This window comes from Streptomyces sp. NPDC046349 (assembly GCF_055587885.1).
The window spans coordinates 116245-141888 of the sequence record NZ_JBVJFK010000005.1 but is presented as its reverse complement, the minus strand read 5'-3'; the positions used below and the strand labels follow the sequence as shown (position 1 = coordinate 141888).

27 protein-coding genes are annotated in these 25644 nt (G+C 72.1%); 17 read left to right on the top strand and 10 right to left on the bottom strand.

Features of this window, described 5'->3' with window-relative positions:
- The first annotated feature begins 6 nt into the window (after positions 1–6).
- The 5 genes from gmk (at position 7) to ACZ6JS_RS13625 (ending at position 5890) form a co-directional block, all read left to right on the top strand.
- Complete coding sequence (gene gmk, locus ACZ6JS_RS13645; RefSeq protein ID WP_469297781.1) at positions 7–570, top strand: guanylate kinase; 564 nt, start codon at positions 7–9, stop codon at positions 568–570.
- A gap of 74 nt (positions 571–644) precedes the next feature.
- Complete coding sequence (rpoZ, locus tag ACZ6JS_RS13640; protein WP_004948662.1) at positions 645–917, top strand: DNA-directed RNA polymerase subunit omega; 273 nt, start codon at positions 645–647, stop codon at positions 915–917.
- A gap of 130 nt (positions 918–1047) precedes the next feature.
- Positions 1048–2262: a bifunctional phosphopantothenoylcysteine decarboxylase/phosphopantothenate--cysteine ligase CoaBC gene (gene coaBC, locus ACZ6JS_RS13635; protein WP_469297780.1), complete on the top strand. Its 1215-nt coding sequence runs from the start codon at positions 1048–1050 to the stop codon at positions 2260–2262.
- Between the two features lie 197 nt (positions 2263–2459).
- Positions 2460–3668, top strand: coding sequence for a methionine adenosyltransferase (gene metK / locus ACZ6JS_RS13630; protein WP_030841517.1), 1209 nt, complete (start codon positions 2460–2462; stop codon positions 3666–3668).
- A gap of 122 nt (positions 3669–3790) precedes the next feature.
- Positions 3791–5890, top strand: coding sequence for a primosomal protein N' (locus tag ACZ6JS_RS13625; protein WP_469297779.1), 2100 nt, complete (start codon positions 3791–3793; stop codon positions 5888–5890).
- Positions 5891–6095: 205 nt separating this feature from the next.
- Here the strand turns inward: ACZ6JS_RS13625 and ACZ6JS_RS13620 are convergent, their stop codons facing one another.
- The gene (locus tag ACZ6JS_RS13620; protein WP_469297778.1) at positions 6096–6644 is read right to left on the bottom strand and encodes a hypothetical protein; all 549 of its coding nucleotides are present in this window, start codon (positions 6642–6644) and stop codon (positions 6096–6098) included.
- 251 nt (positions 6645–6895) lie between these two features.
- Here ACZ6JS_RS13620 and fmt point away from each other — a divergent pair, with 251 nt between their 5' ends.
- The 3 genes from fmt to ACZ6JS_RS13605 all read left to right on the top strand — a co-directional run bounded on the left by fmt (position 6896) and on the right by ACZ6JS_RS13605 (position 10786).
- Entirely contained in the window at positions 6896–7840 is a 945-nt protein-coding gene (gene fmt, locus ACZ6JS_RS13615) for a methionyl-tRNA formyltransferase (RefSeq protein WP_469297777.1), read from the top strand.
- Between the two features lie 118 nt (positions 7841–7958).
- Positions 7959–9434, top strand: a complete 1476-nt coding sequence (locus ACZ6JS_RS13610; protein ID WP_469297776.1) for an RsmB/NOP family class I SAM-dependent RNA methyltransferase — start codon at positions 7959–7961, stop codon at positions 9432–9434.
- A gap of 707 nt (positions 9435–10141) precedes the next feature.
- Positions 10142–10786 carry a hypothetical protein gene (locus ACZ6JS_RS13605; RefSeq protein ID WP_469297775.1) on the top strand — a complete coding sequence of 215 codons (645 nt, stop codon included), beginning with the start codon at positions 10142–10144 and terminating at the stop codon, positions 10784–10786.
- A gap of 383 nt (positions 10787–11169) precedes the next feature.
- On the opposite strand, the gene ACZ6JS_RS13600 is transcribed toward ACZ6JS_RS13605, so the two are convergent.
- Together ACZ6JS_RS13600 and ACZ6JS_RS13595 are read right to left on the bottom strand one after the other, a co-directional pair.
- Positions 11170–11832 (bottom strand): response regulator, encoded by a 663-nt coding sequence (locus ACZ6JS_RS13600; protein ID WP_469297774.1) that lies wholly within the window; start codon positions 11830–11832, stop codon positions 11170–11172.
- Positions 11807–12979, bottom strand: coding sequence for a sensor histidine kinase (locus ACZ6JS_RS13595; RefSeq protein WP_469297773.1), 1173 nt, complete (start codon positions 12977–12979; stop codon positions 11807–11809). Before ACZ6JS_RS13595 ends, ACZ6JS_RS13600 begins: the two co-directional genes overlap by 26 nt.
- Before the next feature lie 175 nt (positions 12980–13154).
- On the opposite strand from ACZ6JS_RS13595, the gene ACZ6JS_RS13590 reads away from it, so the two are divergent.
- Complete coding sequence (locus tag ACZ6JS_RS13590; protein ID WP_469297772.1) at positions 13155–15461, top strand: MMPL family transporter; 2307 nt, start codon at positions 13155–13157, stop codon at positions 15459–15461.
- A 22-nt stretch (positions 15462–15483) separates the two neighbouring features.
- Positions 15484–16197 (top strand): alpha/beta fold hydrolase, encoded by a 714-nt coding sequence (locus ACZ6JS_RS13585; protein ID WP_469297771.1) that lies wholly within the window; start codon positions 15484–15486, stop codon positions 16195–16197.
- A 209-nt stretch (positions 16198–16406) separates the two neighbouring features.
- Here the strand turns inward: ACZ6JS_RS13585 and ACZ6JS_RS13580 are convergent, their stop codons facing one another.
- A complete protein-coding gene (locus tag ACZ6JS_RS13580) occupies positions 16407–17177 on the bottom strand; it encodes an MFS transporter (RefSeq protein ID WP_469297770.1) in 771 nt (256 codons plus the stop codon).
- 29 nt (positions 17178–17206) lie between these two features.
- Entirely contained in the window at positions 17207–17530 is a 324-nt protein-coding gene (locus ACZ6JS_RS13575) for a hypothetical protein (RefSeq protein ID WP_469297769.1), read from the bottom strand.
- Positions 17531–17662: 132 nt separating this feature from the next.
- On the opposite strand from ACZ6JS_RS13575, the gene rpe reads away from it, so the two are divergent.
- The 5 genes from rpe (at position 17663) to ACZ6JS_RS13550 (ending at position 20911) form a co-directional block, all read left to right on the top strand.
- Positions 17663–18349 carry a ribulose-phosphate 3-epimerase gene (gene rpe, locus ACZ6JS_RS13570; protein ID WP_361764718.1) on the top strand — a complete coding sequence of 229 codons (687 nt, stop codon included), beginning with the start codon at positions 17663–17665 and terminating at the stop codon, positions 18347–18349.
- 138 nt (positions 18350–18487) lie between these two features.
- Positions 18488–19504: a sugar-binding transcriptional regulator gene (locus ACZ6JS_RS13565; RefSeq protein WP_030036651.1), complete on the top strand. Its 1017-nt coding sequence runs from the start codon at positions 18488–18490 to the stop codon at positions 19502–19504.
- A 204-nt stretch (positions 19505–19708) separates the two neighbouring features.
- The gene (locus tag ACZ6JS_RS13560; RefSeq protein WP_030841491.1) at positions 19709–19930 is read left to right on the top strand and encodes a CarD family transcriptional regulator; all 222 of its coding nucleotides are present in this window, start codon (positions 19709–19711) and stop codon (positions 19928–19930) included.
- Positions 19931–19979: 49 nt separating this feature from the next.
- Complete coding sequence (locus ACZ6JS_RS13555) at positions 19980–20441, top strand: guanyl-specific ribonuclease (protein ID WP_469297768.1); 462 nt, start codon at positions 19980–19982, stop codon at positions 20439–20441.
- On the top strand, positions 20438–20911 hold the full coding sequence (locus ACZ6JS_RS13550; protein WP_469297767.1) for a barstar family protein: 474 nt from the start codon (positions 20438–20440) through the stop codon (positions 20909–20911). The genes ACZ6JS_RS13555 and ACZ6JS_RS13550 overlap by 4 nt, the downstream gene beginning before the upstream one ends.
- A 112-nt stretch (positions 20912–21023) precedes the next feature.
- Here ACZ6JS_RS13550 and ACZ6JS_RS13545 read toward each other — a convergent pair whose 3' ends face one another.
- The 4 genes from ACZ6JS_RS13545 to ACZ6JS_RS13530 all read right to left on the bottom strand — a co-directional run bounded on the left by ACZ6JS_RS13545 (position 21024) and on the right by ACZ6JS_RS13530 (position 24128).
- Positions 21024–21494, bottom strand: a complete 471-nt coding sequence (locus ACZ6JS_RS13545; RefSeq protein ID WP_469297766.1) for a group II truncated hemoglobin — start codon at positions 21492–21494, stop codon at positions 21024–21026.
- The gene (locus tag ACZ6JS_RS13540; protein ID WP_060178492.1) at positions 21491–21820 is read right to left on the bottom strand and encodes a putative quinol monooxygenase; all 330 of its coding nucleotides are present in this window, start codon (positions 21818–21820) and stop codon (positions 21491–21493) included. Before ACZ6JS_RS13540 ends, ACZ6JS_RS13545 begins: the two co-directional genes overlap by 4 nt.
- Before the next feature lie 72 nt (positions 21821–21892).
- Positions 21893–22402, bottom strand: a complete 510-nt coding sequence (locus tag ACZ6JS_RS13535; RefSeq protein ID WP_469297765.1) for a hypothetical protein — start codon at positions 22400–22402, stop codon at positions 21893–21895.
- 85 nt (positions 22403–22487) lie between these two features.
- Positions 22488–24128 (bottom strand): FAD-dependent oxidoreductase, encoded by a 1641-nt coding sequence (locus ACZ6JS_RS13530; RefSeq protein WP_469298113.1) that lies wholly within the window; start codon positions 24126–24128, stop codon positions 22488–22490.
- Between ACZ6JS_RS13530 and ACZ6JS_RS13525 the strand changes: the two genes are divergently transcribed.
- Positions 24105–24266: a hypothetical protein gene (locus ACZ6JS_RS13525; protein WP_469298111.1), complete on the top strand. Its 162-nt coding sequence runs from the start codon at positions 24105–24107 to the stop codon at positions 24264–24266. The genes ACZ6JS_RS13530 and ACZ6JS_RS13525 overlap by 24 nt on opposite strands.
- On the opposite strand, the gene ACZ6JS_RS13520 is transcribed toward ACZ6JS_RS13525, so the two are convergent.
- Positions 24233–24499 carry a UBP-type zinc finger domain-containing protein gene (locus ACZ6JS_RS13520; RefSeq protein ID WP_469298109.1) on the bottom strand — a complete coding sequence of 89 codons (267 nt, stop codon included), beginning with the start codon at positions 24497–24499 and terminating at the stop codon, positions 24233–24235. The two genes, ACZ6JS_RS13525 and ACZ6JS_RS13520, sit on opposite strands and share 34 nt — an antisense overlap.
- Positions 24500–24795: 296 nt before the next feature.
- On the opposite strand from ACZ6JS_RS13520, the gene ACZ6JS_RS13515 reads away from it, so the two are divergent.
- Positions 24796–25620 carry a type 1 glutamine amidotransferase domain-containing protein gene (locus tag ACZ6JS_RS13515; RefSeq protein ID WP_469297764.1) on the top strand — a complete coding sequence of 275 codons (825 nt, stop codon included), beginning with the start codon at positions 24796–24798 and terminating at the stop codon, positions 25618–25620.
- Positions 25621–25644: the final 24 nt, after the last annotated feature.

Here is a 25644-nt window from a genome sequence, read left to right as displayed (position 1 = left end):
CGCTCTATGGCAGCAGAGGTTCGTCCGCGGCTGACCGTGCTCTCCGGCCCCTCAGGGGTCGGCAAGAGCACGGTCGTCGCGCATATGCGCAAGGTTCACCCCGAGGTATGGCTCTCGGTGTCGGCCACCACCCGCAAGCCGCGGCCCGGTGAGCGACACGGAGTCCAGTACTTCTTCGTCAACGACGACGAGTTCGACAAGCTGATCGCCAATGGCGAGCTGCTGGAGTGGGCCGAGTTCGCGGGCAACCGCTACGGCACACCGCGCGGCGCGGTGCTGGAGCGCCTGGAAAACGGCGAGCCCGTACTGCTGGAGATCGACCTCCAGGGTGCACGACTCGTCCACGAGTCCATGCCCGAGGCCCAGCTGGTCTTCCTGGCCCCGCCGAGCTGGGAGGAGCTGGTCCGCCGACTCACCGGCCGGGGCACCGAATCGGCCGAGGTGATCGAGCGCCGGCTCGGCGCTGCCAAGATCGAACTCGCTGCCGAGTCGGAGTTCGACGTCACCCTGGTCAACACCTCCGTCGAGGACGTGGCCCGTGAGCTGCTAGCCTTGATGGAAGTTGTCTGAATCGCCGGTCGATCCCCACCGGACCGCCCGACCACAGACGGCCCAATCTTTCATCCATCTTCGGAAGGTAGAGCGTGTCCTCTTCCATCACTGCGCCCGAGGGCATCATCAACCCGCCGATCGACGAGCTGCTCGAGGCCACTGACTCGAAGTACAGCCTCGTGATCTACGCGGCCAAGCGCGCGCGTCAGATCAACGCGTACTACTCGCAGCTCGGTGAGGGTCTGCTCGAGTACGTCGGCCCGCTGGTGGACACCCACGTCCACGAGAAGCCGCTTTCGATCGCGCTGCGCGAGATCAACGCGGGTCTGCTGACCTCCGAGGCCATCGAGGCCCCGGCCCAGTAAGGCACCGAGAATTTTCTTCACCACAGGCCCGGCAGAACATCTGCCGGGCCTGTGGTGTGTCATGGGTGGGTACGACGATCAGAGCCGAACGCGGCGGACGAGTCGAGAGTGTCAAAAGGGGTGTGCGCGGATGGGTAAGCCGAAGGTCGTGCTGGGCGTCAGTGGCGGGATCGCCGCCTACAAGGCCTGCGAGCTGCTGCGCCGGCTGACCGAGTCCGGACACGACGTGCGGGTGGTGCCCACACAGTCCTCCCTGAACTTCGTCGGCGAGGCCACCTGGGCCGCCCTGTCCGGGAACCCGGCCTCCACCGAGGTGTGGGAGACCGTCCACGAGGTGCCCCACGTACGCATCGGCCAGGGCGCGGACCTCGTCGTCGTGGCCCCGGCCACCGCCGACATGCTGGCCAAGGCAGCCCACGGCCTGGCCGACGACCTCCTCACGAACACGCTGCTCACCGCCCGCTGCCCCGTGGTCTTCGCCCCGGCGATGCACACCGAGATGTGGGAGCACCCCGCCACCCAGGAGAACGTCGCCACGCTGCGCCGTCGCGGCGCCCTCGTCATCGAGCCCGCCGTGGGCCGGCTCACCGGCAAGGACACCGGCAAGGGGCGGCTGCCCGACCCGGAGGAGATCTTCGAGGTGTGCCGCCAGGTCCTGCGCCGCGGCGTGGCCGCGCCGGACCTCGCCGGTCGCCACGTCGTGATCAGCGCGGGCGGCACGCGCGAACCGCTGGACCCGGTGCGCTTCCTCGGGAACCGCTCCTCCGGCAAACAGGGCTACGCGCTCGCCCGTACGGCCGTGGCCCGCGGGGCGCGGGTCACCCTGATCGCGGCCAACACGGCGCTGGCCGATCCCGCCGGCGTGGACGTCGTCCGGGTGGGGACGGCCGTACAGCTGCGGGAGGCCGTGCTCAAGGCGGCGTCGGACGCCGACGTCGTGGTCATGGCCGCGGCCGTGGCCGACTTCCGGCCCGCCGAGTACGCCGGCGGCAAGATCAAGAAGAAGGACGGGGAGGACCCCGCCCCGGTCGCGCTCGTGCGCAACCCGGACGTCCTCGCCGAGATCTCCGCCGACCGGGCCCGGGAGGGCCAGGTGGTGGTCGGCTTCGCCGCGGAGACCGACGACGTCCTCGACAACGGCCGGGCCAAGCTCCGCCGCAAGGGATGTGATCTTCTCGTCGTGAACGAAGTCGGCGAGACGCGCACCTTTGGATCCGAGGAGAATGAGGCGATCATCCTATCCTCGGACGGGTCGGAAACCCCAGTACCCTATGGTCCGAAGGAAGCCCTCGCTGAAGCGATTTGGGACCAGGTTACGCAGCGGTATACGCCGCGACGCGCCTGAGCCGATTCCCCTTCACTCGGTCACCTCCGTACGTAAGAATGGGAGTGCCGCAGGTCACACGGCTCCCACAAGGCGAGACGGATGGTCCGGGCAACGGTGGCGACCGATAAACTGCACCAGGAACGTGATCGGGCGCAGCCCCCGGTGTGGTTCCGCCAAATGATCAGCCAGCAGCCGCTGCAACCCCAGGGAGCGTTGTGTCCCGTCGTCTGTTCACCTCGGAGTCTGTGACCGAGGGCCACCCCGACAAGATCGCTGACCAGATCAGCGACACGATCCTCGACGCACTCCTCACCGAGGACCCGACCTCGCGTGTCGCCGTGGAGACCCTCATCACCACGGGTCTCGTGCACATCGCGGGTGAGGTGACGACGAAGGCCTACGCGCCGATCGCGCAGCTCGTCCGGGACAAGATCCTCGAGATCGGCTACGACTCCTCGAAGAAGGGCTTCGACGGCGCCTCCTGCGGCGTGTCGGTGTCCATCGGCGCCCAGTCCCCGGACATCGCGCAGGGCGTCGACACCGCCTACGAGAAGCGCGTCGAGGGCGACGAGGACGAGCTCGACAAGCAGGGCGCCGGCGACCAGGGCCTGATGTTCGGCTACGCCTGCGACGAGACCCCCGAGCTCATGCCGCTGCCGATCCACATCGCGCACCGGCTCTCGCGCCGCCTGTCCGAGGTCCGCAAGAACGGGACCATCCCGTACCTGCGCCCCGACGGCAAGACCCAGGTCACCATCGAGTACGACGGCGACAAGGCCGTCCGGCTCGACACGGTCGTGGTCTCCTCGCAGCACGCCTCCGACATCGACCTCGACTCGCTGCTCGCACCCGACATCCGCGAGTTCGTCGTCGAGCACGTCCTGGCCCAGCTCGTCGAGGACGGCATCAAGCTCGACACCGAGGGCTACCGCCTGCTCGTGAACCCGACCGGCCGCTTCGAGATCGGCGGCCCGATGGGCGACGCCGGCCTGACCGGCCGCAAGATCATCATCGACACCTACGGCGGCATGGCCCGCCACGGTGGCGGCGCCTTCTCCGGCAAGGACCCGTCCAAGGTCGACCGCTCCGCCGCCTACGCCATGCGCTGGGTCGCCAAGAACGTGGTCGCCGCCGGTCTGGCCTCGCGCTGCGAGGTGCAGGTCGCGTACGCCATCGGCAAGGCCGAGCCCGTCGGTCTCTTCGTCGAGACCTTCGGCACCGCCAAGGTCGAGGTCCAGAAGATCGAGGACGCGATCGGCGAGGTCTTCGACCTGCGCCCGGCCGCGATCATCCGCGACCTGGACCTGCTGCGCCCGATCTACGCCCAGACCGCCGCCTACGGCCACTTCGGCCGCGAGCTGCCGGACTTCACCTGGGAGCGCACCGACCGCGTGGACGCCCTGCGCACCGCCGCCGGTCTGTAGACACCGCTCGAACGATCACGCGCGAAAGGCCCCGGACCCCACGGTCCGGGGCCTTGTCCGTGAGCGCACCCGCCGTGCATCGGCGCGCCCGCGTGTCAGTGCGGTTTGGTAAGAATGCTGATGTGAGCAGCGCGAACGATTCCCCGCCGGAGCAGCTGGCGCTGATCCGGGAGATGGTCGCCGAGGCGAAGGCCAAGGCGCCCAAGGCGAAGCCGCGTACCTGGCGGGGCGCAGCCATCGCCGAGGAGCTCCCCGTCGCCCGGGTCCTCGTGAACAAGGGCGTCCTCCACCTCGACCGGACCTTCGACTACGCCGTGCCCGCCGAGCTCTCCGAGGCGGCCCAGCCGGGCGTCCGCGTCCGCGTCCGCTTCGGCGCCGGCTCCCACCACGTCCGCGGGGGCCGCCGCGAGGGCGGCAGCCTCATCGACGGCTTCATCGTCGAGCGCCGTGCCGAGTCGGACTACAACGGGGCGCTCGCCGCGCTGGCCCAGGTCGTCTCGCCCGAGGTGGTCCTCGGCCCCCGCATGCTCGCCCTCGCCCGGGCCGTCGCCGACCGGTACGCGGGCAGCCTCGCCGACGTGCTCCAGCTCGCCCTGCCACCGCGCAACGCCAAGGCCGAGGCCAAGCCCTCACCGGAGCCGCTGCCCCCGCCCGCCGCCCCCGAGCCCGCGGGCTGGGAGCGGTACGGAGCCGGCCCCGCCTTCCTGCGTGCCCTCGCCACCGGCGCCACCCCGCGCGCGGTATGGACCGCGCTGCCCGGTCCCGGCTGGGCCGACGAACTCGCCCGGGCCATGGCCGCGACGCTCGCCTCCGGCCGCGGCGCCCTGGCCGTACTCCCCGACGGCCGCACCGCCGGCCGGGTCGACGCCGCCCTGACCGCCCTGCTCGGCGAAGGACGGCACGCCCTGCTGACCGCCGAATCCGGCCCCGAGAAGCGCTACCGCCAGTGGCTCGCCGTCCACCGGGGCTCCGTCCGCGCGGTCATCGGCACCCGGGCCGCGATGTTCGCCCCCGTCCGCGACCTCGGACTGGTCGCGATCTGGGACGACGGCGACTCCAGCCACAGCGAGGACCGCGCCCCCTTCCCGCACGTCCGCGAAGTGCTCGAACTGCGCGCGGTCAGCGACGGCTGCGCGTTCCTCGCCGGCGGCACCAGCTGCACCGTCGAGGCCGCCCAGCTCGTCGAGTCGGGATGGGCCCGCCCGCTCGTGGCGGCCCGCGAGACCGTACGGGCCACCGCGCCCCGGATCCGCACCGTCGGTGACGAACTCCTGGCCCGGGACGAGGCGGCCCGCGCCGCCCGGCTCCCCAGCCTGGCGTGGGAGACCGTACGGGAGGGCCTGAAATCCGGGCCCGTCCTCGTCCAGGTGCCCCGCCGCGGCTACGTGCCCCGGCTGGCGTGCGAGCGGTGCCGGACACCCGCCCGCTGCACCGTCTGCGCCGGCCCCCTGGAAGCCCCCGACGAGCGGGACCTGGCCTGCGGCTGGTGCGGTCGTGGCGAGGAGTCCTGGCACTGCGGGGAATGCGGGTCCTTCCGCCTGCGCGCCCAGGTCGTGGGCGCCCGGCGCACCGCCGAGGAGCTGGGACGGGCCTTCCCGGCCGTGCCTGTGCGCACCTCCGGGCGCGACCACGTGCTGGACGAGGTGCCGGACCGGCCGGCGCTCGTGGTGAGCACCCCCGGCGCCGAACCGGTGGCGGCGGGCGCCGGGTACGCCGCGGCGCTTCTGCTCGACGGCTGGGCCATGCTGAGCCGCCCCGACCTTCGGGCCGGCGAGGACGCACTGCGGCGCTGGATCGCCGCATCCTCCCTCGTCCGCTCGGACGGCCAGGTCGTGGTGGTCGCCGAGCCGACGCTGCGGCCCGTACAGGCCCTCGTCCGGTGGGACCCGGTGGGCCACGCAGTACGGGAGCTCGCGGAGCGGGCCCAGCTCGGCTTCCCGCCCGTCTCCCGGATGGCTGCGGTCTCCGGACGCGGCGAAGCGCTGGAGGCCTTCCTGGCCGGGGCCGGGCTGCCGGCCGACGCCGAGATCCTCGGCCCGGTACCGCTGCCCGGGCGGCGCGGGGAGCCCTCACCCGGGGAGCGGGCCCTGGTCCGGGTCCCGCCCGGCAGCGGAGCCGCCCTGGCGGCCGCCCTGAAATCCGCGCAGGCGGCACGCCTGGCCCGCGGTGTCCCGGCGGCGGACGCGGTACGGGTCCGGATCGACCCTGCGGACATCGGCTGACACCGCCGGACCGAAGCCCGCACCGAATGCTTCACGGAATGCCGCATGCCGCAGGCAACGCCCCACCGAAGGCCGTGGCGACTCCGCGGCGAACGCCGAAGCCCCGGCGGGCACCTGTTCGGGCGGCCCAGCCGGGGCGGATTTCGTGCGCGGCGGCCCGGTCCGGCCGGCCGTCGGGGGTCGGCGTCCCGGCGGCGGGACAGCGTCAGCCGTTGCGCGGACCGGGGAAGGCGGGGGAGCGCGGCGCGTCCCCCAGGCCACGTCCGGGAGGACCGCCGACGGCGGCCTGCGCCTCCTCGCGCACCGGCTGCGGCGGCACCGAACGGGCGGCCGGGACGGTGGGCAGGGGCCCCAGGGTCCGGGTGGCCGTCCCCTCGGCCAGCGGCTCAGCAGCCTCCGCGGACTGCGCCCGCCGGGCACCGTAGCGGCGGTGGACCGCCTGCTTGGTGACACCGAGCGCCGAACCGACCGCGTCCCACGAGAATCCGAGCGAGCGGTCGAAGTCCACCGCGGCGGTGACCAGCGTCTCCACGCTGTCCCGGAGCTCCTGGGCGAGGCGGACGGTGGGCGCGGGCGCCCGGCCGTAGACGACGAAACCCGTGGAGGGGCCCGAGCGACGGGGGCGGTACACGTTGCCGAGCTGGGCGGTGAGCGTACGCAGGGCATCCACCTGCCGGCGAACCCGCTCGATGTCCCGCACCAGGAGGTGCAGGCTGGCCCGGGCTTGGGCGTCGTGGGTGGCGTGGTCGGCCATGAAGAAGCCTCTCGAACCGGTGCTGAAGGGCGGATCGGGCCGCAGACATCGTTCACACGCGGCCCGTTTCGGTCAATCTCTCTTGACCAACGCGCCACCCGTCGTGCAGGTCACGCTGTGGGGGCGTGTCGGCATATGCGAGTGGCGCGCGCGTGTACGCACGCCCCCTCGGCGCCACAGGTGGGCCGCCCGGCGTACGCCCCATAGACTGGTGCGCTGCTGACAGCCGACATAGCGAGGTAGGACCCCCAGTGAAGCTCGTCTTCGCAGGCACCCCCGAGGTCGCCGTACCCGCCCTGGACGCCCTCATCGCCTCCGGGCGACACGAGGTCGCGGCCGTCGTCACCCGGCCCGACGCACCGGCCGGCCGAGGCCGGCGGCTCGTCGCCAGCCCGGTCGCCGAACGCGCCGAAGAGGCCGGCATCGAGGTCCTCAAGCCCACCCGGCCGCGCGACCCCGAGTTCCAGGCCCGGCTGCGCGCGATCGACCCCGACTGCTGCCCGGTCGTCGCCTACGGGGCCATCCTTCCCAAGAGCGCCCTCGACATCCCCCGCCACGGCTGGGTCAACCTGCACTTCTCGCTGCTGCCGTCCTGGCGCGGAGCCGCCCCCGTCCAGCACTCGATCATGGCGGGCGACCAGCTCACCGGCGCCTCCACCTTCCAGATCGAGGAAGGCCTCGACTCGGGACCGGTCTACGGCGTCCTCACCGAGGAGATCCGGCCGACCGACAACAGCGGCGACCTGCTGACGCGCCTCGCCTTCGCCGGCGCCGGACTCCTCGCCGCCACCATGGACGGCATCGAGGACGGCACCCTGCGCGCCGTCGCCCAGCCCCTCGACGGGATCTCCCTCGCGCCCAAGATCACGGTGGAGGACGCCCGGATCGACTGGACGGCGCCCGCGATGCGCGCCGACCGCGTCGTGCGCGGCTGCACGCCGGCGCCGGGCGCGTGGACCGTCTTCCGGGGCGAACGCCTCAAGGTGATCTCGCTGGGCCTGGTCGCCGACCGCACGGACCTGGCGCCGGGTGCGCTGTCCGCGGCCAAGAACAACGTCCACGTCGGCACCGGCTCGCACGCCGTCGAGCTGCTCTGGGTCCAGCCGCAGGGCAAGAAGCCGATGCGCGCCGCCGACTGGGCGCGCGGAGTGCGGATCGCCCCCGGCGAGCGGCTCGGCGGAGCCGACGTAGGCTGATCAGTGCGGACTTTCCCGTAGTCCCGGCCGCACTCGGCGGATTTCGCACCCGCCAGACTTGCAGCACTCTTACCACTCGTAGCACTCGTAGCACTCGTACCTCCGGAGCACCTTTCACGTGAGCGAACAGCCCCGTCAGCCCCGTCGCAAGCCCGCTCCCGCGGGCGCGGGCGGCAAGCAGGCCAAGCCGTACCGTCGGCCCCAGAAGGACCCCGTCCGGCTGCTGGCCTTCGAGGTGCTGCGGGCGGTGGACGAACGCGACGCCTACGCCAACCTCGTCCTGCCGCCGCTGCTCAGGAAGGCGCGCCAGGACGAGAAGTTCGAGGCGCGCGACGCGGCGCTGGCCACCGAACTGGTCTACGGGACGCTGCGCCGCCAGGGCACGTACGACGCGGTCATCAAGGCCTGCATCGACCGCCCGCTGCGCGAGGTCGACCCGCCGGTCCTGGACGTCCTCTCCCTCGGCGCGCATCAGCTGCTGGGCACCCGGATCCCCACCCACGCCGCCGTTTCGGCGAGCGTGGAACTGGCCCGGGTGGTGCTCGGCGACGGACGCGCCAAGTTCGTCAACGCCGTGCTGCGCAAGATCGCCGCTCACGACCTGGACGGCTGGCTGGAGCGGGTCGCGCCGCCGTACGAGGACGATGCCGAAGAGCACCTCGCCGTCTACCACTCGCACCCCAGGTGGGTCGTCAGCGCCCTGTGGGACGCGCTGGGCGGCGGGCGCGCCGGGATCGAGGACCTGCTGGAGGCCGACAACGAGCGGCCCGAGGTGACCCTGGTCGCGCGGCCCGGCCGGTCCACGCCCCAGGAGCTCCTGGAGGCGGTCGGTGAGGAGTCGGCGCTCCCCGGGCGCTGGTCGCCGTACGCCGTCCGAATGGCCGAGGGAGGCGAGCCGGGCGCGCTGGAGGCGGTGCGCGAGGGCCGCGCCGGCGTGCAGGACGAGGGCAGCCAGCTGGTGGCGATGGCCCTGGCGGCCGTGCCGGTCGAGGGCCGTGACGAGCGCTGGCTCGACGGCTGCGCGGGCCCGGGCGGCAAGGCGGCGCTGCTCGCCGCGCTCGCGGCCGAGCGCGGGGCGTTCCTGCTGGCCTCGGAGAAGCAGCCGCACCGGGCGCGGCTGGTGGAGCGGGCCCTCGCCGGCAACCCGGGCCCGTACCAGGTCATCGCGGCGGACGGCACCCGGCCGGCGTGGCTGCCGGGCTCCTTCGACCGCGTCCTGATGGACGTGCCGTGCTCCGGCCTGGGCGCGCTGCGCCGCCGCCCGGAAGCCCGCTGGCGCCGCCGCCCCGAGGACCTGGAGGGCTTCGCGCCGCTGCAGCGAGGGCTGCTGCGGCAGGCGCTGTCGGCGGTGCGGGTCGGCGGTGTCGTCGGCTACGCGACGTGCTCACCGCACCTGGCGGAGACCCGGGTCGTGGTGGACGACGTCCTCAAGGGCCGCGGCGCCGGCCACGCGCCGGTCTCCGCCGAACTCGTCGACGCCCGGCCCTACATGGCGGGCGTCCCGGCCCTGGGCGACGGCCCGGACGTCCAGCTGTGGCCGCACCTGCACGGCACCGACGCGATGTATCTGGCCCTCCTGCGCCGCACGGCGTAGAGAGCGCTTCGCCGGTCCGGTCAGGGAGGCCCGAGGGGTCGGCCTGACCGGGCCGTCCTGTCAGTGGGCGGCTGCACACTGGCGCCATGAACCCCTCTGCGCCCGCCGCGGCCGACGCGTCCCGCACCCCCACCGCCCGGGTGGAGTCGACGGGCGGCCCTCTGACCGTCGTCCCCGTGACGGCGCCGGCCCCCGTGGCACGGCTTGCACGGAGTCCGGGGTCATGGTGGGGGAGGCCACCGCTCCTGACGACCACGACCGAGCTGCGCGGTGGCGGACGGCCTGGCGGGCGGGATCGCCGTCGGCGGGGCCGGCGCCGGGGTGCTCGTACCGGCGGACGAACCGGCGTACTCGTGGATTCCGCCGTGCCGGATCCGACCTCAAGGTCGAGTGTCTTGGCGGCGGGTTGCCTTACCAGGCTCCGGTTCACGTGCCCGCCGCTGGAGGGTCCGAGTCGTCCACGTCACGGCGGAGGAAGCGAGCTCGGCCGGCATGGTCCAGCTCCTGTCGGCCGACTCCTGAACCGACCGGGTCGGACCGGTCCGCGCTCTGTCGCAACTGCGTGACGGGGACGGCCGACCTGCCGGAATTGGCCGGGATTCCGGGCCGAACGCGGTCTTCGTCGGAACGCGGCCGAAGGTTCTTCGGCGGGTCACCACCACACCTTTCGCAGCGACGCCGCCCCGACGCAGGAGAATGTGCCGACCATGCTGATGCGCGCGCCCCAGGAGAGCGGCTCGTGGACCTGGAACCTGGACGACGTGACGGGTCCCGGACTGGAGTTCGCGCTCACGAACGCCGCACACATGAGCGCGGTGCTCGCGAAGCACGACCTGCTGGAGCTGCATTCACTGGAGTGGTCATGGTTCCAGCCCGGCAGGGGCGGCCTCGGTGTGCACAGCAGGCTGAGCGTCGGCGCACGTTCGCTCGACGATCCGGCACTGCCCGATGCGCTGCGCGCCTGCCGGCCGATCGGTCATCCGCAGGCACAGATCGGTGGAATCACGTTGTCGGGAACAGGCGCCTGGTTCGACGCCGCGGGTGTACGTCACAAGGAGCACCGTCTGGTGGAAGTCCTTCTGGTGCCTGATGAGAGGGACATCTGGGTCGAGCTGTCCGTGCACCACGACGTCTGGGGCCAGTGCGATTTCCGGGGCCGGCCGCAGCCGCTCACCCACGCCAACAACGCGCCCCGGCTCGCCGCCGCACTGCAGGAGCTCGAGTTGGTGCTCGGCGTCGCGGCGGAGCCCGGCGAGCCGACGTACTACGGACGGGCCGTCGGCTACGGGCTGGGGGTTCCCGACTTCATCGACGGGCTGGGACCGGACCTCACCGACGCGGCGCTCGGTTAGTGGGCGACGAACTCAGCGGGACCGGAGCCGGTCCGCGCGGGGACATGGCCGACTGCCCGGAAGGCGTGCGGGACGCCGAACGACCTGCGGCGAGGCAGCGGGCCGCCGGGGCGTGGAATCGGCCATGAGCGTGCTCGACGTCAGCTGCTCGTCGCGGGCGTTGATCCGTGCCCTTCCCATCGTCTCCCGTGCGCAGGGTCCGACAGGCAGGCAGGCAGGCAGGCAGGCAGGCGGTTCGGCGAGTATCTGCCGGCCGTCCAGGACGAACGAGTGGCCTCCTGGTACGTCAGGCTCTGGGCGGGTGAGGCGCGTGGTGCCGACGTGAGCCGACCGGTGCACCGATGTCCGGGCGGCGACTCGTGGGACCCGGCCCGGCACACGGCTCAGGTTCCGGGGAGGATACGGCGCGTTTCGTAGGCCCACATCGCGATCTCGACCCGGTTGCGGGCGCCGAGTTTGGCCATCAGGCTGGCCAGATGCGTCTTCACCGTACTGAGGCTGATGCGCAGTGCATCGGCGATCTCGGTGTTGGTCAGGCCGCGAGCGACGGCGAGGAGCACCTGCTCCTCGCGGGCGGTGACGGGGGAGACCGGCTGGGCCACGGGCCGGCCGGCGGGCAGGTCCGCGAATGCCTGGAGCAGACGGACGGTGACGCTGGGCGCGATGAGCGCCTCACCGCCGGACGCCGACCGTACGGCCTGGGCCAGAAGGTCCGGTCCGGTGTCCTTGAGGAGGAATCCGCGGGCGCCGGCACGCAGCGCACCGTAGACGTACTCGTCGAGGTCGAACGTGGTGATGACGACCACGGCCAGCGGGTCGGCGACGCCCGGGCCGGCGATCAGCCGGGTGGCCTCGAGCCCGTCGAGTACGGGCATGCGGATGTCGAACAGACAGACGTCGGGGCGCAGTTCGCGGGCCAGACGTACCGCCTCCCGCCCGTCGGCGGCCTCGCCGACCACCTCGATGCCGGGCTGGGCGTTCAGGATGATCCGCAACCCGGTGCGGATGATCGTCTGGTCGTCAGCGACGAGGACGCGAATGGACACCGCTCTCGCTCCTCGCTCTCGGCAGTTCGGCGTCGACATGCCAGCCCCGGTCGGTACCCGGGCCGGCTCGTAGTGTGCCGCCGAGCAGCGTCGCGCGCTCGCGCAATCCGGTAAGTCCGTATCCGTCGCGACCCCGGCCGGTGCGCCGGCCGTTGTCGCGCACGCTCACCCGTACCCTATGCCGTTCCGCGGCGACCCGGACGACGACCTCGGTCGCGTCGACCGCATGGCGCAGCGCGTTGGTCACCGACTCCTGCACGATCCGGTAGACGGCCGCGTCCACGGCCGGGGGCAGCGCGTCCAGCTCGCCGTCGAGCCCCAGGTCGACCCGGAGGCGATCCCCCGGGGTACGCACCAGGCGCTCCAGATCCGCGACACCGGCAGGCGGCGCCAGCTCGGCGCCGACCCCGCGGTCGCGCAGCGTGGCGACCATGGCGCGCATCTCCTCCAGCGTGCGCGCCCCTTCCTCCTCGACCCCCTCCAGCGCCTCGACGGCGGCGGACGGGTCGGTTCCCGCGAGCACCCGGCCCGCCTGGGCGATGATCACCATGGCCGACACATGGTGGGCCACCGTGTCGTGCAGTTCCCGGGCGAGCTGCTCGCGCTCGCGGGAGCGCACCTGCTCCAACTGCCGCTCGCGAGAGGTCACCCGGAACCGCACGGCAGCCCCGACCACGCCGGGCAGCAGCAGGAAGGCGAAGCCCACGACGTTCTCGACGAACGGGGTCTCGTCCGTGACGGAACACAGCGCGCCGGCCGTGAGGATCACCGCGCCGCCCAGCACGATCTCGCGGCCCGATCCCCACCGGGGCAGCGCGTACACCAGCACGAGCACGACCATGCCGGTGTACAGACCGACGGGCTCGCGCGGCGCGGCGACGAGCGAGCCCACCGCAAGCAGGGTCACCGAGCCGAACGCCAGCGTCACCATCGCCAGCGGGCGGGTCCGGCGCCACAGGGGCAACAGGCACAGCCATACGGTGAACACCACCGCCACCGGCCGCCACACGACGTTCTCGCGCAGGGTGGCCTCCAGCGCCACACCGGCAAGGCCCGCGGCGAGCAGTGCCCAGTCCCGGCGCACCCGGGCGGGCGCGTCGGGCGGCCGGGGTTCGGTCCACAGGGTTCGCAGGTCGTCTCGGAGCACGCTTCCCAGCCTAGGGACCGCGGCGTGCCGCGCATCGGCCGAAAGGACGGGTCGTCACTCCGCCCCGGGGCCGACGGATCCGCGGCCCGCGGGCCGATGTCGCGGAGCGCCGTGGCGAGGAGCCTCGGGACAGGCGGCCGAACAAGGACGGCCGACCAGGTGGTTGGAGGACCCGATGCTCTCGAAAGCCCTGTTGCGCCTGGGCGCAAGCGCCGCCCGTCATCCCTGGCGGGTGATCGCGGCATGGCTGATCGCCGCCACGCTCGCCGTCCTCGCCGCCGTCGCCTTCGGCGGGCGGACCGCGGACTCGATGACCGCTCCGGGACTGGACTCCCAGCGGGCCGCGGAGCTGATCGAGCGGGCCGGCACCGGCCAGGAGGGGATGACCGCCCAAGTGGTCGTCACCCCCCTCGACGGCGCTGCGACGTTCTTCGACGACGACGGCGCGCGCACCGCTCTCACGCGGCTGCAGGCCGAGGTGAAGCGGCTGCCCCACGTGCTCGGCACGAGCGACCCGGCGGGGGCGCTCGACACGGGCGGGGACACCGCCGTGCACGGCGGCCTCGTCTCGGCCGACGGGCGGATCGCGGTCGTCCGGGTGCAGTACCCCGACCAGAGCCGGCTGTCGGCCGAAGACCTCGACGCCCTCGTCGCACTCGGCGACCGGCTGCGCGCCGAACTGCCCCTGCGCGTCGAGATGGGCGGGAGCCTCTTCTACGCCTTCTCCGACCCCGACGGCGGCGTGAGCGAGTTGATCGGCCTCCTCGCCGCGGCCGCGATCCTGTTCCTGGCGTTCGGTTCGTTCGTCGCCGCCGCGCTGCCGATCGGCATGGCGGTCTTCGGACTGACCGTCGGGGTCGCCACGATGACGGTACTGGCGGGGGTGACGGACGTCCCCACCTTCGCACCGGTCCTGGGCAGCATGGTCGGGCTCGGAGTGGGCATCGACTACGCGCTGTTCGTGCTCGCCAGGCACCGGGAGTACCTCGCGCGCGGGCTCGATCCGCAGGCGGCGGCCGGACGAGCGGTGGCCACGGCGGGGCGGCCGGTGGTCTTCGCCGGCGGCACCGTCGTCGTGTCGATCCTCGGCCTGGCGGTCGCGAACGTGCCGTTCATGACGGTGGGCGGGGTCGCCGTCTCGATCGTCGTCCTGATCATGGTGCTCGCGTCGGTCACGCTGCTGCCGGCCTTCCTCGGCGCCGCCGGCCTGCGCCTGGCCCGGCCCGGCCGGATCGGCCGGGCTCTGCGGACCACGAAGCCGGGCCGACCCGCACGGCGGCGGGAGCCGGCGGCCGGCGCCGCCCGAGCCGCCGGGTGGCGTCGCTGGATCGGGCACGTCAGCCGGCACCCGGTGCCGTACGCGGTCGGCGCGGCGGGGCTGCTGCTGACCGCGACGCTGCCCGTGCTCGGCCTGCGCGTCGGCCTGCCCGACGACGGCTCACTGCCGCAGAGCCGTACCGAGCGCCGCGCGTACGACCTCGTCGCCGAGGGGTTCGGCCCGGGCACCAACGGGCCCCTCGTCATCGCCGCGGACCCCACCGGTGATCCGGGAGTGGTGGACCGTCTCGTCGCAACGGTCGCGGCGGATCCGGGCATCGCATCCGTCGCGCCGACGCACGTCGATCGGGCCACCGGCATCGCGACCCTCGTGGTGTTCCCGACCACCAGCCCTCAGGACAAGGCCACGGCCGACACCATCGCCCGGCTGCGCACCGACGTGCTGCCCACGGCGATCGGGGACGGCCCGGCCAGGGCCCACGTCGGCGGCGCCGCCGCGAGCCTGTCCGATGTGGGCCGGCGCACCAGCCAACGCCTGCCGGCGTTCGTCGCCGCCGTGCTGGCGATGTCGTTCCTGCTGCTGATGCTGGTCTTCCGCTCGATACTCGTACCGCTCAAGGCGGTGCTGCTGAACCTGCTGAGCATCGGCGCCGCCTACGGCATCATGGTCGCGGTCTTCCAGTGGGGCTGGGGAGGCGCACTCATCGGGCTGGAAGCGACGGTTCCGATCGTGTCGTTCATCCCGATGTTCCTCTTCGCCATCCTGTTCGGCCTGTCGATGGACTACGAGGTGTTCCTCCTCTCCCGCGTACGCGAGGAGTACCTGCGCACCGGCGACAACGGCACGGCGATCGTCGAGGGCATCTCGCGCACCGCCCGGATCATCACCTCGGCCGCCCTCATCATGGTGGCGGTCTTCCTGTCCTTCGCCGTCGCCGACGACCCCTCCGCCAAGATGTTCGGGCTCGGCCTGGCCACCGCGATCTTCATCGACGCCACGGTCGTACGCATGGTGCTGGTACCGGCGACCATGACACTCCTCGGCCGGGCCAACTGGTGGCTGCCGAAGTGGCTGGACCGGGTGCTTCCCCGCGGCCCGGTCGGCACGGACGACGACACCGACGCGGATGCCCCGCGTCCAGGGCTGGTTGGCCGTGCGCGTCACCCACGGCGCGTATCGAAAGTATTTTCCAGGGAGCGTTAGGCTGCTCGGCTACGGTACGAGCATGGTGAATTTCGTGCTGGTTGCAGGTGCACGGCTCGGGGCGTGGGCGTGGGACGAGGTCGCGCCGTGTCTGCGTGCGGCGGGCCACGGCGTTTACCCGTTGACACTGTCCGGCCTTGCTGACAAGCGGGGTGTCCCGGCGGGGCAGGCGACTCACGTCCAGGACATCGTTGCCGAGGTGGAACGCCATGGCCTGCGTGACGTGGTCCTGGTAGGTCACAGCTACTCGGGCATTCCAGTCGGTCAGGCCGCGGAGCGGATCGGGGACCGGCTGGCCCGCGCGGTATTCGTGGACTCCAGTGTTCCGACTGACGGCGAGTCGTTTGTCTCCGCCTGGCCGGACGGCGGAGCGGCGGTAAAGGCATCGATCGCCGAAAACGGAGGGTTCTGGCCGCCCGCGCCGGCTTCTCACTACGATGGCGAGGGTCTCACCGATGAGCAGATCGCACGCCTCGTCCGCGGCTCGACGCCTCACCCAGGCGCCACGCTGACCGAGCCCGCCGTGCTGGCGAGGTCGCTCGGCGAACTTCCGGCGACTTACATCCTGTGCGTGCTCCCGGGGGCTGAGCCCGAGGATGCCGAGCCCGACCAAGACGTAGCCGAGCTGTTGGACAGCAGGCACTGGCGGCTGATCAGGATGGACACCGGACACTGGCCGATGTTCTCCCAGCCGCGCGAGCTGGCACGGATTCTCCTCGATGCCGCCGTGGAGTGACAACTCGACCGCGTGGTGCTCGCGGTCGTGGACCGGACCGAATTTCGGCGGCCGACCCCCGCGCTGCTTGTGGTGAAGCGCTTGGCCGACTTTGTCCGGGATGGTGCAGCGGATCCCCGGGCGACGCAGGTGAGCGCGGTTCGTGCGGGAGGCTTCCACCCCCGCCCTTCCACCCCCGCTCGCCTGCCCCGGACCTGGCTGAAGCCCCCTCACGGCATCGGGCCGCGCCGTCGGGTGAGGGGGGAGAGGGCCACCGGCGTCCAGGACAGGGACAGGAGGGCGGCGCCCGTCCAAAGGGCGGTGTGCAGGGTGGTGAGTTCCGTCAGGAGGCCCGAGGTGGCGGAGCCGAGGGCCACGGCGCCGGTGAGGGTGAAGCGGAAAGTGGCGTTCATGCGACCCATCAGGGGGTCCGGGGTGAGGTGCTGGCGGAGGCTGACCCCCAGGACGTTGTCCGAGCCGATCTTCATCATGGTCAGCAGCCAGGCGCCGCCCCCGAGCCAGAGCCACGGGCCGTGGTCGAGCAGCGGCACCAGCAGGGCCGCCGGGGTCAGGGTCAGCAGCAGGGCGCGCCCGTAGCCCACGCGCGCCGCGAAGGGCCGGGCCAGGCGGGCTCCGAGGAGCAGGCCCACGCCACCGGCCGCCCAGAACAGGCCGAGCGAGGCGGGGGACAGGCCCAGTTCGCGGACGAAGAGGACCGGGAGCATGGTGTTGAGGACCGCGCCGCCCAGGTTGTTCAGGGTGGCGGCCAGGGCCAGGGCGCGCAGCTCGGGGTGGCCCAGTACGTGCTGGAGCCCCTCCCGGATCCGGGTCGTGAGCGGGGTCCGGGCGGTGGCCGGCGGGGTGGGTACGGCCTGGATGCCGGTGAGGCGGAGCGCGGAGGCGAGGTACGCCGCAGAGGAGCAGGCCAGCGCCAGGGGGGCGGTCAGTGCGGCGACCAGGGCGCCGCCGGCTCCGCGGCCGGCGATGTTGGCGGCGGCCATGAGGGTCACCATCGCGGTGTTCGCCCGGATCAGGCCCTCGTGCGCAGGCGGTCGACCCAGGCTCCGGCCGGCAGGCCGATCAGAAGGAAGGCGAGCGTCGAGAGCGCGGCGAGGGTGCCGACCTGGGCGGGGCCGGCGTCGAGGGCGGTAAGGGCGAGCAGCGGGACTGCCACGTAGCCGGTGTTGGTGCCGAGCTGGTTGAGGGTGGTGGCGCCGAAGAGGGTGCGGAAGTCCTGATGGCGCCAGGGGGAACCGGTGGGGGAGGGGGCGGTGGCGCCTCCCGGGGCGGGTGCGGGCGCCGTCCGGTGGGGACGGGAGCGGCGCTCCGGGTGCGGGTGTGGCGAGGATGTCATGAACAGAACCGTGCCGAAGCTGATCTCTAAGAAAAAGTTAAATGTTCTCCGTCATCGCCTTAGCGTTGCTACGTAAATCCTGAGTTGCGGGGTCGTGGCCGGAACCGGCCCCAGGCATGGCAGGCTTGGGGCATGGCCGCTCAGATTTATCCCAGCATCCTGTCCGCCGACTTCGCCCGTCTCGCCGAGGAGGCGAAGGCCGTCGAGGGGGCCGACTGGCTGCATGTCGACGTCATGGACAACCATTTCGTCCCCAACCTCACCCTCGGCGTGCCGGTCGTGGAGTCCTTGAGCCGGGCCACGGACATCCCGCTGGACCTGCACCTGATGATCGAGAACCCGGACCGCTGGGCCCCTCAGTACGTCGAGGCAGGCGCGGGCTCGGTCACCTTCCACGCCGAGGCCGCGGCGGCGCCCGTACGTCTCGCGCGCGAGATCCGGGCGAAGGGGGCGCGGGCCTCCATGGCGCTCAAGCCCGCGACGCCGATCGAACAGTACGAGGACATCCTTCCCGAGCTCGACATGCTGCTGATCATGACGGTCGAGCCCGGCTTCGGCGGCCAGCCCTTTCTCGACATCATGCTCCCCAAGATCCGCCGTACCCGGGAGCTGATCTCCAAGCACGGGCTGGAGCTGTGGCTCCAGGTCGACGGCGGGGTATCGGCGTCGACCATCGAGCGCTGCGCCGAGGCCGGCGCCGACGTCTTCGTGGCGGGCAGTGCGGTCTACGGGGCGGTCGATCCGGCGGCCGCCGTCCGCACGCTGCGTGACCAGGCGGGCGCGGCGATCGCTGCGGCGCCGTGGGCTTGCGACCACTGAGCCGAGCGTTGGTGGACAGCTCGGTGAACGGGAGCTGTCCAGGCTGATCAACGGCCGTCGGATCTGACAGGATGAACGACGAGTCGAGAGTGTGAACACGAGAGTGTGAACAGCAGTGAGGAGAACGCGGTGTCTGCAATGTCGGCGGGACGGTCAGCCCTGCGGATGGGACCCGCGGAGCTGGTGCAGGCGGCGGCCATGGCGCGCCGCTTCTACCTGGAGGGCAAATCCAAGATCCAGATCGCCGAGGAGTTCGGCGTGAGCCGCTTCAAGGTGGCCCGGGTTCTGGAGACCGCTCTCGAACGCGACCTCGTACGGATCGAGATCCGGGTCCCGGCCGAGCTCGACGCGGAGCGGTCGGATGCGCTCCGGGCCCGGTACGGGCTCCGGCACGCCGTCGTGGTGGAGTCGCCCGCCGACGCCACCGAGGACGCCCCGGACCCGGAGAACCTGGGCGCCGTCGCCGCCGACCTGCTGGGTGAACTGGTCAGCGAGGGCGACGTGCTGGGCCTCGCGTGGGGCCGGTCGACCATCCACATGGCCGCCTCGCTGCACCGCCTGCCGCAATGCACCGTGGTCCAGCTGACCGGCGTGTACGACGCGGGGACCGCGGAGCGCGGATCGGTCGAGGCCGTACGCAGGGCCGCGCAGGTCTCGGGCGGCGACGCGCACCCCATCTACGCGCCCATGCTGCTGCCCGACCCGGCGACCGCGGCCGCACTGCGCAGCCAGACCGGGATCGCCCGCGCCTTCGACTACTTCGACAAGGTGACGGTCGCGGCCGTCTCCATCGGTTCGTGGGAACCGGGCATCTCGACCGTCCACGACATGCTGACGGACGAGGAGCGGGCCCACTACGCTTCGCTGGGCGTCGCGGCGGAGATGTCGGCCCACCTCTTCGACGCCGAGGGCCGGCGTGTCGGCCGGGACCTCGGCGAGAGGTGCATCACGGTCGAGGCGGACCGGCTGCGCCGGATCCCCGAGGTCGTGGCGATCGCGGGCGGGCTGCGCAAGGCCGCCGCCATCGGCGCGGTGCTGCGGTCGGGGCTGGTGACCAGCCTCGTCACCGACACGGCCGTCGCCGACTACCTGCTGACCGAATCGGCTCCCGGGCTGCGCCCGGCACTGGACCGGGCCGACCCCGACGACCTGTAGGGCCCCCGGCGGGGGCACCGCGCCGCGTACGGAGCAACCCCGCCCGCGGGGGCCCGCAAGCGCGTCTCGCGCTCCCCGATGCGGGCCGGAGCGCGTGCCGTGCGGACGCCACACCGGCCGGGGAGTGCCGGTGGGGTGGATGGTGCCCGGATCGAGATCCGAAGGGCCGCCGCGCCGCGGCCCGCGGGGCGCATACTGGAGGCAATGACAAAATCAGCAGTTCCTCGCCGCCATTTGCCGTCCAGCCCGTTCAAAGCCCCCGTGGAACAGCCCATCCGGCAGTTCAGCGTCGGCGATCGGGTCACTCACGACGAGCACGGCCTCGGCCGTGTCGTCGGAATCGAGGAGGGGATCGCCGTTCTCGTCGACTTCGGCTCGGTCCAGAAGCGCATCCTGAGCCCGTACAGCAAGATGGCCGCGCTCTGACGCGACCGAGCGATTCGCGGGCGAATCGGATATTTGACACCATCGGCGCATGATCTTCCGGAACGTGCCCCGATGGCTGCTGTGTTCACTGGGGGCCGTGTTCCTCTGTGTCGCGCTCGTCGCGACGGCGGGATGTGGGTCGCAGAAACCCGGCCCCGCCGTCGTCGGCGGCAGCGCCGAGTCCAGTACGGCTCCCAGCGACGCGCCCGACGTGGTTCCGGGCTGGGCGCGGGCGATGGCCGTCGTCAGGGCCGACACGCTGCCGCGGGAGGCGCGGGACGCCCTCGCGCTCATCGACAAGGGCGGCCCGTACCCGTACCGGCAGGACGGCGCCGTCTTCGGGAACTTCGAAAAGGTCCTGCCGCGCCAGAAGCGCGGCTACTACCACGAGTTCACGGTGCGCACACCGGGGGAGCGGGACCGCGGGGCCCGGCGGATCGTGACCGGCGAGGGCGGGGAGTACTACTACACGGACGACCACTACCAGACCTTCGAGGCGGTTCTGCGATGACCCTGCATCCGCAGCGGCTCGCGCCGGCGCTCGCCGCCGCCGAGATCGCGGGCTGGACGACCGTACGGCTGGACCTGGAGGGCGTACGGGACAAGACCGGGCTGATGGGCCGGTGCGGGGAGGCCTTGCGGCTGCCGGAGTGGTTCGGCGGGAACTGGGACGCGCTGTCGGATGCGCTGCGGGACCTGTCCTGGATGCCGGGCGCCCGGGCGGCGGCGGGGCGGCTGATTGCCGTGACCTCGTGGCGCGGGTACGCCGGGGAGCGGCCTTCGGAGTGGGAGACGTTCGTGGAGGTGCTGGAGGAGGCCGTGGACTTCTGGCGGGGGCGGGAGGGGGAGCCCGGGCTCACGGTGCTTCTGGCCGAGGGCGGGCCCGGGTCCGAGTCCGAGGGTGAGCCCGGGTCCGCGCGCGGGCCGGCTGCCGGGGCTGCGCCCCGGACGACCCCGCGCCTCAAGCGCCGGCGGGGCTGAAAGCCGGGTTCCGCCCCTGGCCCCGCGCCTCGAGCGCCGCCGGGGCTGGAAGACCGGGCTCCACGGGGGTGACAGGAGGGAACCGGGCGGCCTGCGGGCCGCCCGGTTCGGGTCAGTCCGTCTTCGGGATCCAGGGCGGGGTCTGGCCCCAGGACCAGACCGGGATCTTGGCCGCGTCGACCGGCGGGGGGTGGGGGCCCGAATAGATCAGGGCCATGCGGGTGCCCCACTCGATGTAGTAGGCGAACACCCCGCGGAACTCGGGGTCCGTCGGGAGGCCGACCTCGTCGGCCGTGTCCATGAGCAGGTCCACCCAGCGGCGGCGCTGCTTCTCCGTGATGGCCCGGCCCAGGTGCTTGGTGGCCATGTGGCGGTGGCCGCCGTGGTGGGCGGTGTAGTCCGCCGGGCCGCCGAAGACCTCGGACAGCCAGACCGCGACGTGCTGGGGGTGCTCGGAGTCCATGCCCGCGAACACGGGGGCCAGGATCTCGTCCCGAAGGGCGTGGGCGTAGAAGGCGTCGGTGAGGCGGTTCATCGCCTCCGCCCCGCCCATCCACTCGTAGATGGTGGGTGTGGTACTCATCGCTGACCGGCGCCCTTTCCCGTGCCCACGACGCCCGTCACGAGGTAGTGCTGCATCTCCTCGATGGCCGTCACGTACGGGCGGATGGCGGCGAAGAAGGCAGGGAAGTGCTCCCCCTTGCGGAAGCCGCCCAGGTGGGCCTCGATCGAGGTCCAGCGGATCCGGAGGATGTAGCGCTCCTTCTCCTCCTCGCACCGGGCCAGTTCGTAGTCGATGCACTCGGGTGAGGCGGCCAGTGACTCGGCCGCCCGGGCGTACGCGTCCTCGAAGGCCTGCTGGTCGTCCAATGCGATCCGGTAGCGGATGTATTCGACGGTGGTCGTCATGGTGCGTACCTCTCCCTGGGTGTAGGTCTCGGCCAGCCTTACGCGATCACACGGCGCCGTGGGGCGGATTCGTCATTCGGACCCGGACTTCATGGAGTCGGCCGTGCCGGAGACGTCGGGACCCTGCGCGCGGACCCGGCCGACCCGGTCCAGGGAGTCGCGCAGCTCCGTCAGCCAGCTGTCGGTGTTGCGCCCGACCAGGCGGACGCACCAGGCCAGTGCGTCGGCCCGGCTGCGGGCCACGCCACCGGCGACCAGGGTGTCGAGGACCTGGCGCTCGGACTGGCGCAGACGGGTCATGACGGGGACGGCGAGGTGGGTGAAGAGGGTCGTCTCGTCACCCACCCGCACGCCCCAGGCGACCTTGCGGCGGTAGAGCTCCTCGGCCTCGCGGGCCACTTCCATGCGCTGTTCGCGGGTGCGTTCGCGGAACTCCCGGACCGACTCGGCAGCCGGGATGACTCCGATGACCGTGATCTCCTCGCGGTCGGCGGTGACCGAGTCCAGGGACTCGTAGACGTCCACCGGCAGGCGCTCGGCGAACCAGACGCGGAGCTGTTCGCTCTGTTCGGATGTAATCATGTAATTAAAAATGCATCGGCTGTGTCCTTGATCACAAGGGCGCGGCGTTCGCTCTCAGCTCCTCCCGGCCCGTTCCCGAGCGGTCTCAGCCCACCGAGCGGTAGCGGTGGATCAGTGAGACGGCCATCGCCCCCTCGCCCACGCCCGAGGCCACCCGTTTGACCGAGTGGGCGCGGACGTCGCCCGCCGCGAAGACGCCGGGCACGCTCGTCTCCAGGGGGTAGGGGGCGCGTTCCAGGCTCCACTCGGCCGGGAGTTCGCCGCCGTTCGCGATCAGGTCCGAACCGGTGAGGACGAAGCCGTACTCGTCCCGCTCGACGACGCCCGCGAGCCAGTCGGTGTGCGGGCGGGCCCCGATGAAGGTGAACATGAAGCGCGCCGGGACCTCGCTGTCCCGGCCCGTCTCCGCGTCGTGGAGGGTCAGCCGCTCCACATGCTCCTCGCCGTCCAGCCGGACCACCGTGGTGCGCACCTTGACCTCGATGTTCGGGGTGCGTTCGATCTCGTCGATCAGGTAGCGGGACATGCTCGCGTCCAGGGAGGACGCGCGCACCAGGACGGTCACGCGGGCGGCGTACTTCGCGAAGTGGACGGCCGCCTGCCCCGCCGAGTTGGCCCCGCCGACGATGAACACGTGCTGGGAGATGCAGGCCGAGCTCTCGGTGGTCGCCGCGCCGTAGTAGAGGCCCGCCCCCTCGAATCGCTCGGCGCCCGGGGCGTCGAGCCGGTTGTACGAGACGCCGGTCGCCAGCAGGACCGTCTCGGCGGAGATCTCCGTGCCGTCGGCGAGGGTGAGGATCTTCGCGGGGTCGTCGCGGGTCAGCGAGACCACCTCCACCGGGTGCAGGATCTCGGCGCCGAACCGGGAGGCCTGGATGGTCGCCCGGCGCGTCAGGTCGCCGCCCGAGAGGCCCGAGGGGAAGCCGAGGTAGTTCTCGATCAGGCTGGAGGTGCCGGCCTGGCCGCCCGGGGCGCGGGAGTCCAACATCAGTGTGGACAGGCCCTCGGAGGCCGAGTAGACACCGGCCGCCAGGCCCGCCGGGCCCGCGCCGACGATGACGCACTCGTAGTGCGGGCGCGACGCGGTGGTGGCCAGGCCCAGGTGGCCTGCGAGCTGCGCGTCGGTCGGGGCCGAGAGCACCGCCCCGTCGGGGAAGCGGACCAGGGGCAGGGCGCCGTCGGGCTGGGCTGCGATGAGGGTCAGCGCCTCCGGGTCCCGCTCGACGTTGAGGAAGCGGAACGGCTGGCCGTTGCGGGTGAAGAAGTCCCGTACGGCGTGGGTGCCGGGGGAGACCAGGTGGCCGGCGACGATGATCCCGTCATAGGCGGGGCGGTAGGTCGCCAGCCAGTCCGAGAGCAGGTCGTCCAGGACGGGGAAGAGCCGCTCGTGCGGCGGGTCCCACGGCTTGAGCAGGTAGTAGTCCAGCCGGACCCGGTTGATCGCGGTGATCGCCGCGTCGGTCTCGGCGTACGCGGTCAGCAGCACCCGGCGGGCGTCCGGGAAGCGGCTGACCGCCTCCAGCAGGAACTCGACGCCGGTGACGTCCGGCATGCGCTGGTCCACGAGGAACAACGCCGGGTCGTGGCCGCGCTCGTCGAGGGAATCGAGGATCTTCAGGGCGTCGGCGGCCGATGAGGCGCCGAGGACCCGGTAGCGGTCGCCGTAGGCGCTGCGCAGGTCGCGGCGGACGGCCCGCAGCACCTGCGGGTCGTCGTCGACGGCCAGGATCACCGGCTTGCGGCTCTCCGCGCGTTCGGCGGCGGCCGCGGACGGGGCGGGTGCCGTGGAGGAGGGTGCGGACGGTGCGGGGGAGCTCTCCCGGGCCGTGCTCATGCCGGGTCCAGCATCAGCTTGTCGGCGTAGCACCAGGCCCAGTCCTCGCCCGGCTCGTGGGAGGCCGCGATCGGGTGCTCGGTGGTCCGGTAGTGCCGGGTGGCGTGACGGTTCTTCGACGAGTCGCAGCACCCGACGTGTCCGCAGCTCAGGCACAGCCTCAGGTGCACCCACGTGTCGCCGGCGACAAGGCACTCCTCGCAGCCCACCGCGGTGGGCGTCACCGGACGTATCCGATCGGTGTGTGTGCACAAAAGGTCCATCGTCATGGTCGCCGTCCCTTTCCTCGTGTTCATGCTCGTCACAGCAACACGGCTCGCGCGCCCGCGATTCACGGCGCGTCCAGACCATAGGGCCGGCCCCCGCGAAATGGTTCACCGATTCGGCCGAAGTCACCTAGTCCTGCGGCTACTTCATGACGTCCGCGAACGACTTCCTGAGGTGCCCCGGTCGGCTGTGCCGCTACCTCACGAAGTCGCATGCCAGCGCTTTGACGAAGGCTCGCGGCCCGGCCAGTGTGGGGGACGCCAACGACAACAGGCGGCGCCTGGAGGAATACGTGAGCAGAAAGATTCTGGTCATTGTCTCCGAACACGGTTACTGGGCCGAAGAACTGATAGGACCCGTCTCGAAGTTCGACGAACGGGGCTACGAGGTCGTATTCGCCACGCCGACCGGAAAGCGTGCACACGCGCTCCCGCCGAGCCTCGACGCGACGTACATCGACCCCCCGCTGGGACGTTCGGTGACCACCGAGGAGAACGCCCGGCTGGGGCGGGAGTTCGAGCGGTCGAGCCGGCTGGACTCGCCGCTCGACATCGAGGCGTGGGTGCCCGAGCGCCCGTACACGAGCGACACGGCCTACCTGCCCAAGCTGGAGCAGTACCACCGCGATCTCGACGCACTCGACGCCGACATCGCCGGATACGACGCGGTCCTCATCGTCGGCGGCAGCGGACCTATCGCCGACCTCGCCAACAACGAGCGCGTCCACGCCCTGATCCTGGCCTTCCGGAAGGCCGGCAAGGTCGTGGCCGCCGAGTGCTACGGGGTCGCCTGCCTGGCCTTCGCCCGGGACTGGGACGACCGCAAGAGCATCATCTGGGGCAAGCACGTGACAGGCCACTGCAAGGAGTACGACTACAAGGACGGCACCGGATTCCTCGGTACCGACTTCAACATGGGCCCGCCGCCGTATCCGCTGGAATACATCCTGCGCGACGCGACGGGACCGCAGGGCGCGTACCACGGGAACTTCGGAAAGCCGGTCTCGGTGATCGTGGACTTCCCCTTCGTCACCGGACGTTCCACCCCCGACTCCTATCTGACGGGGCAGAAGATCGTGGAGGTCCTGGAGGACGGCCTCACCCGATACGGCTGGTAGTCCCGGAAACCGCCGGGAAATCGG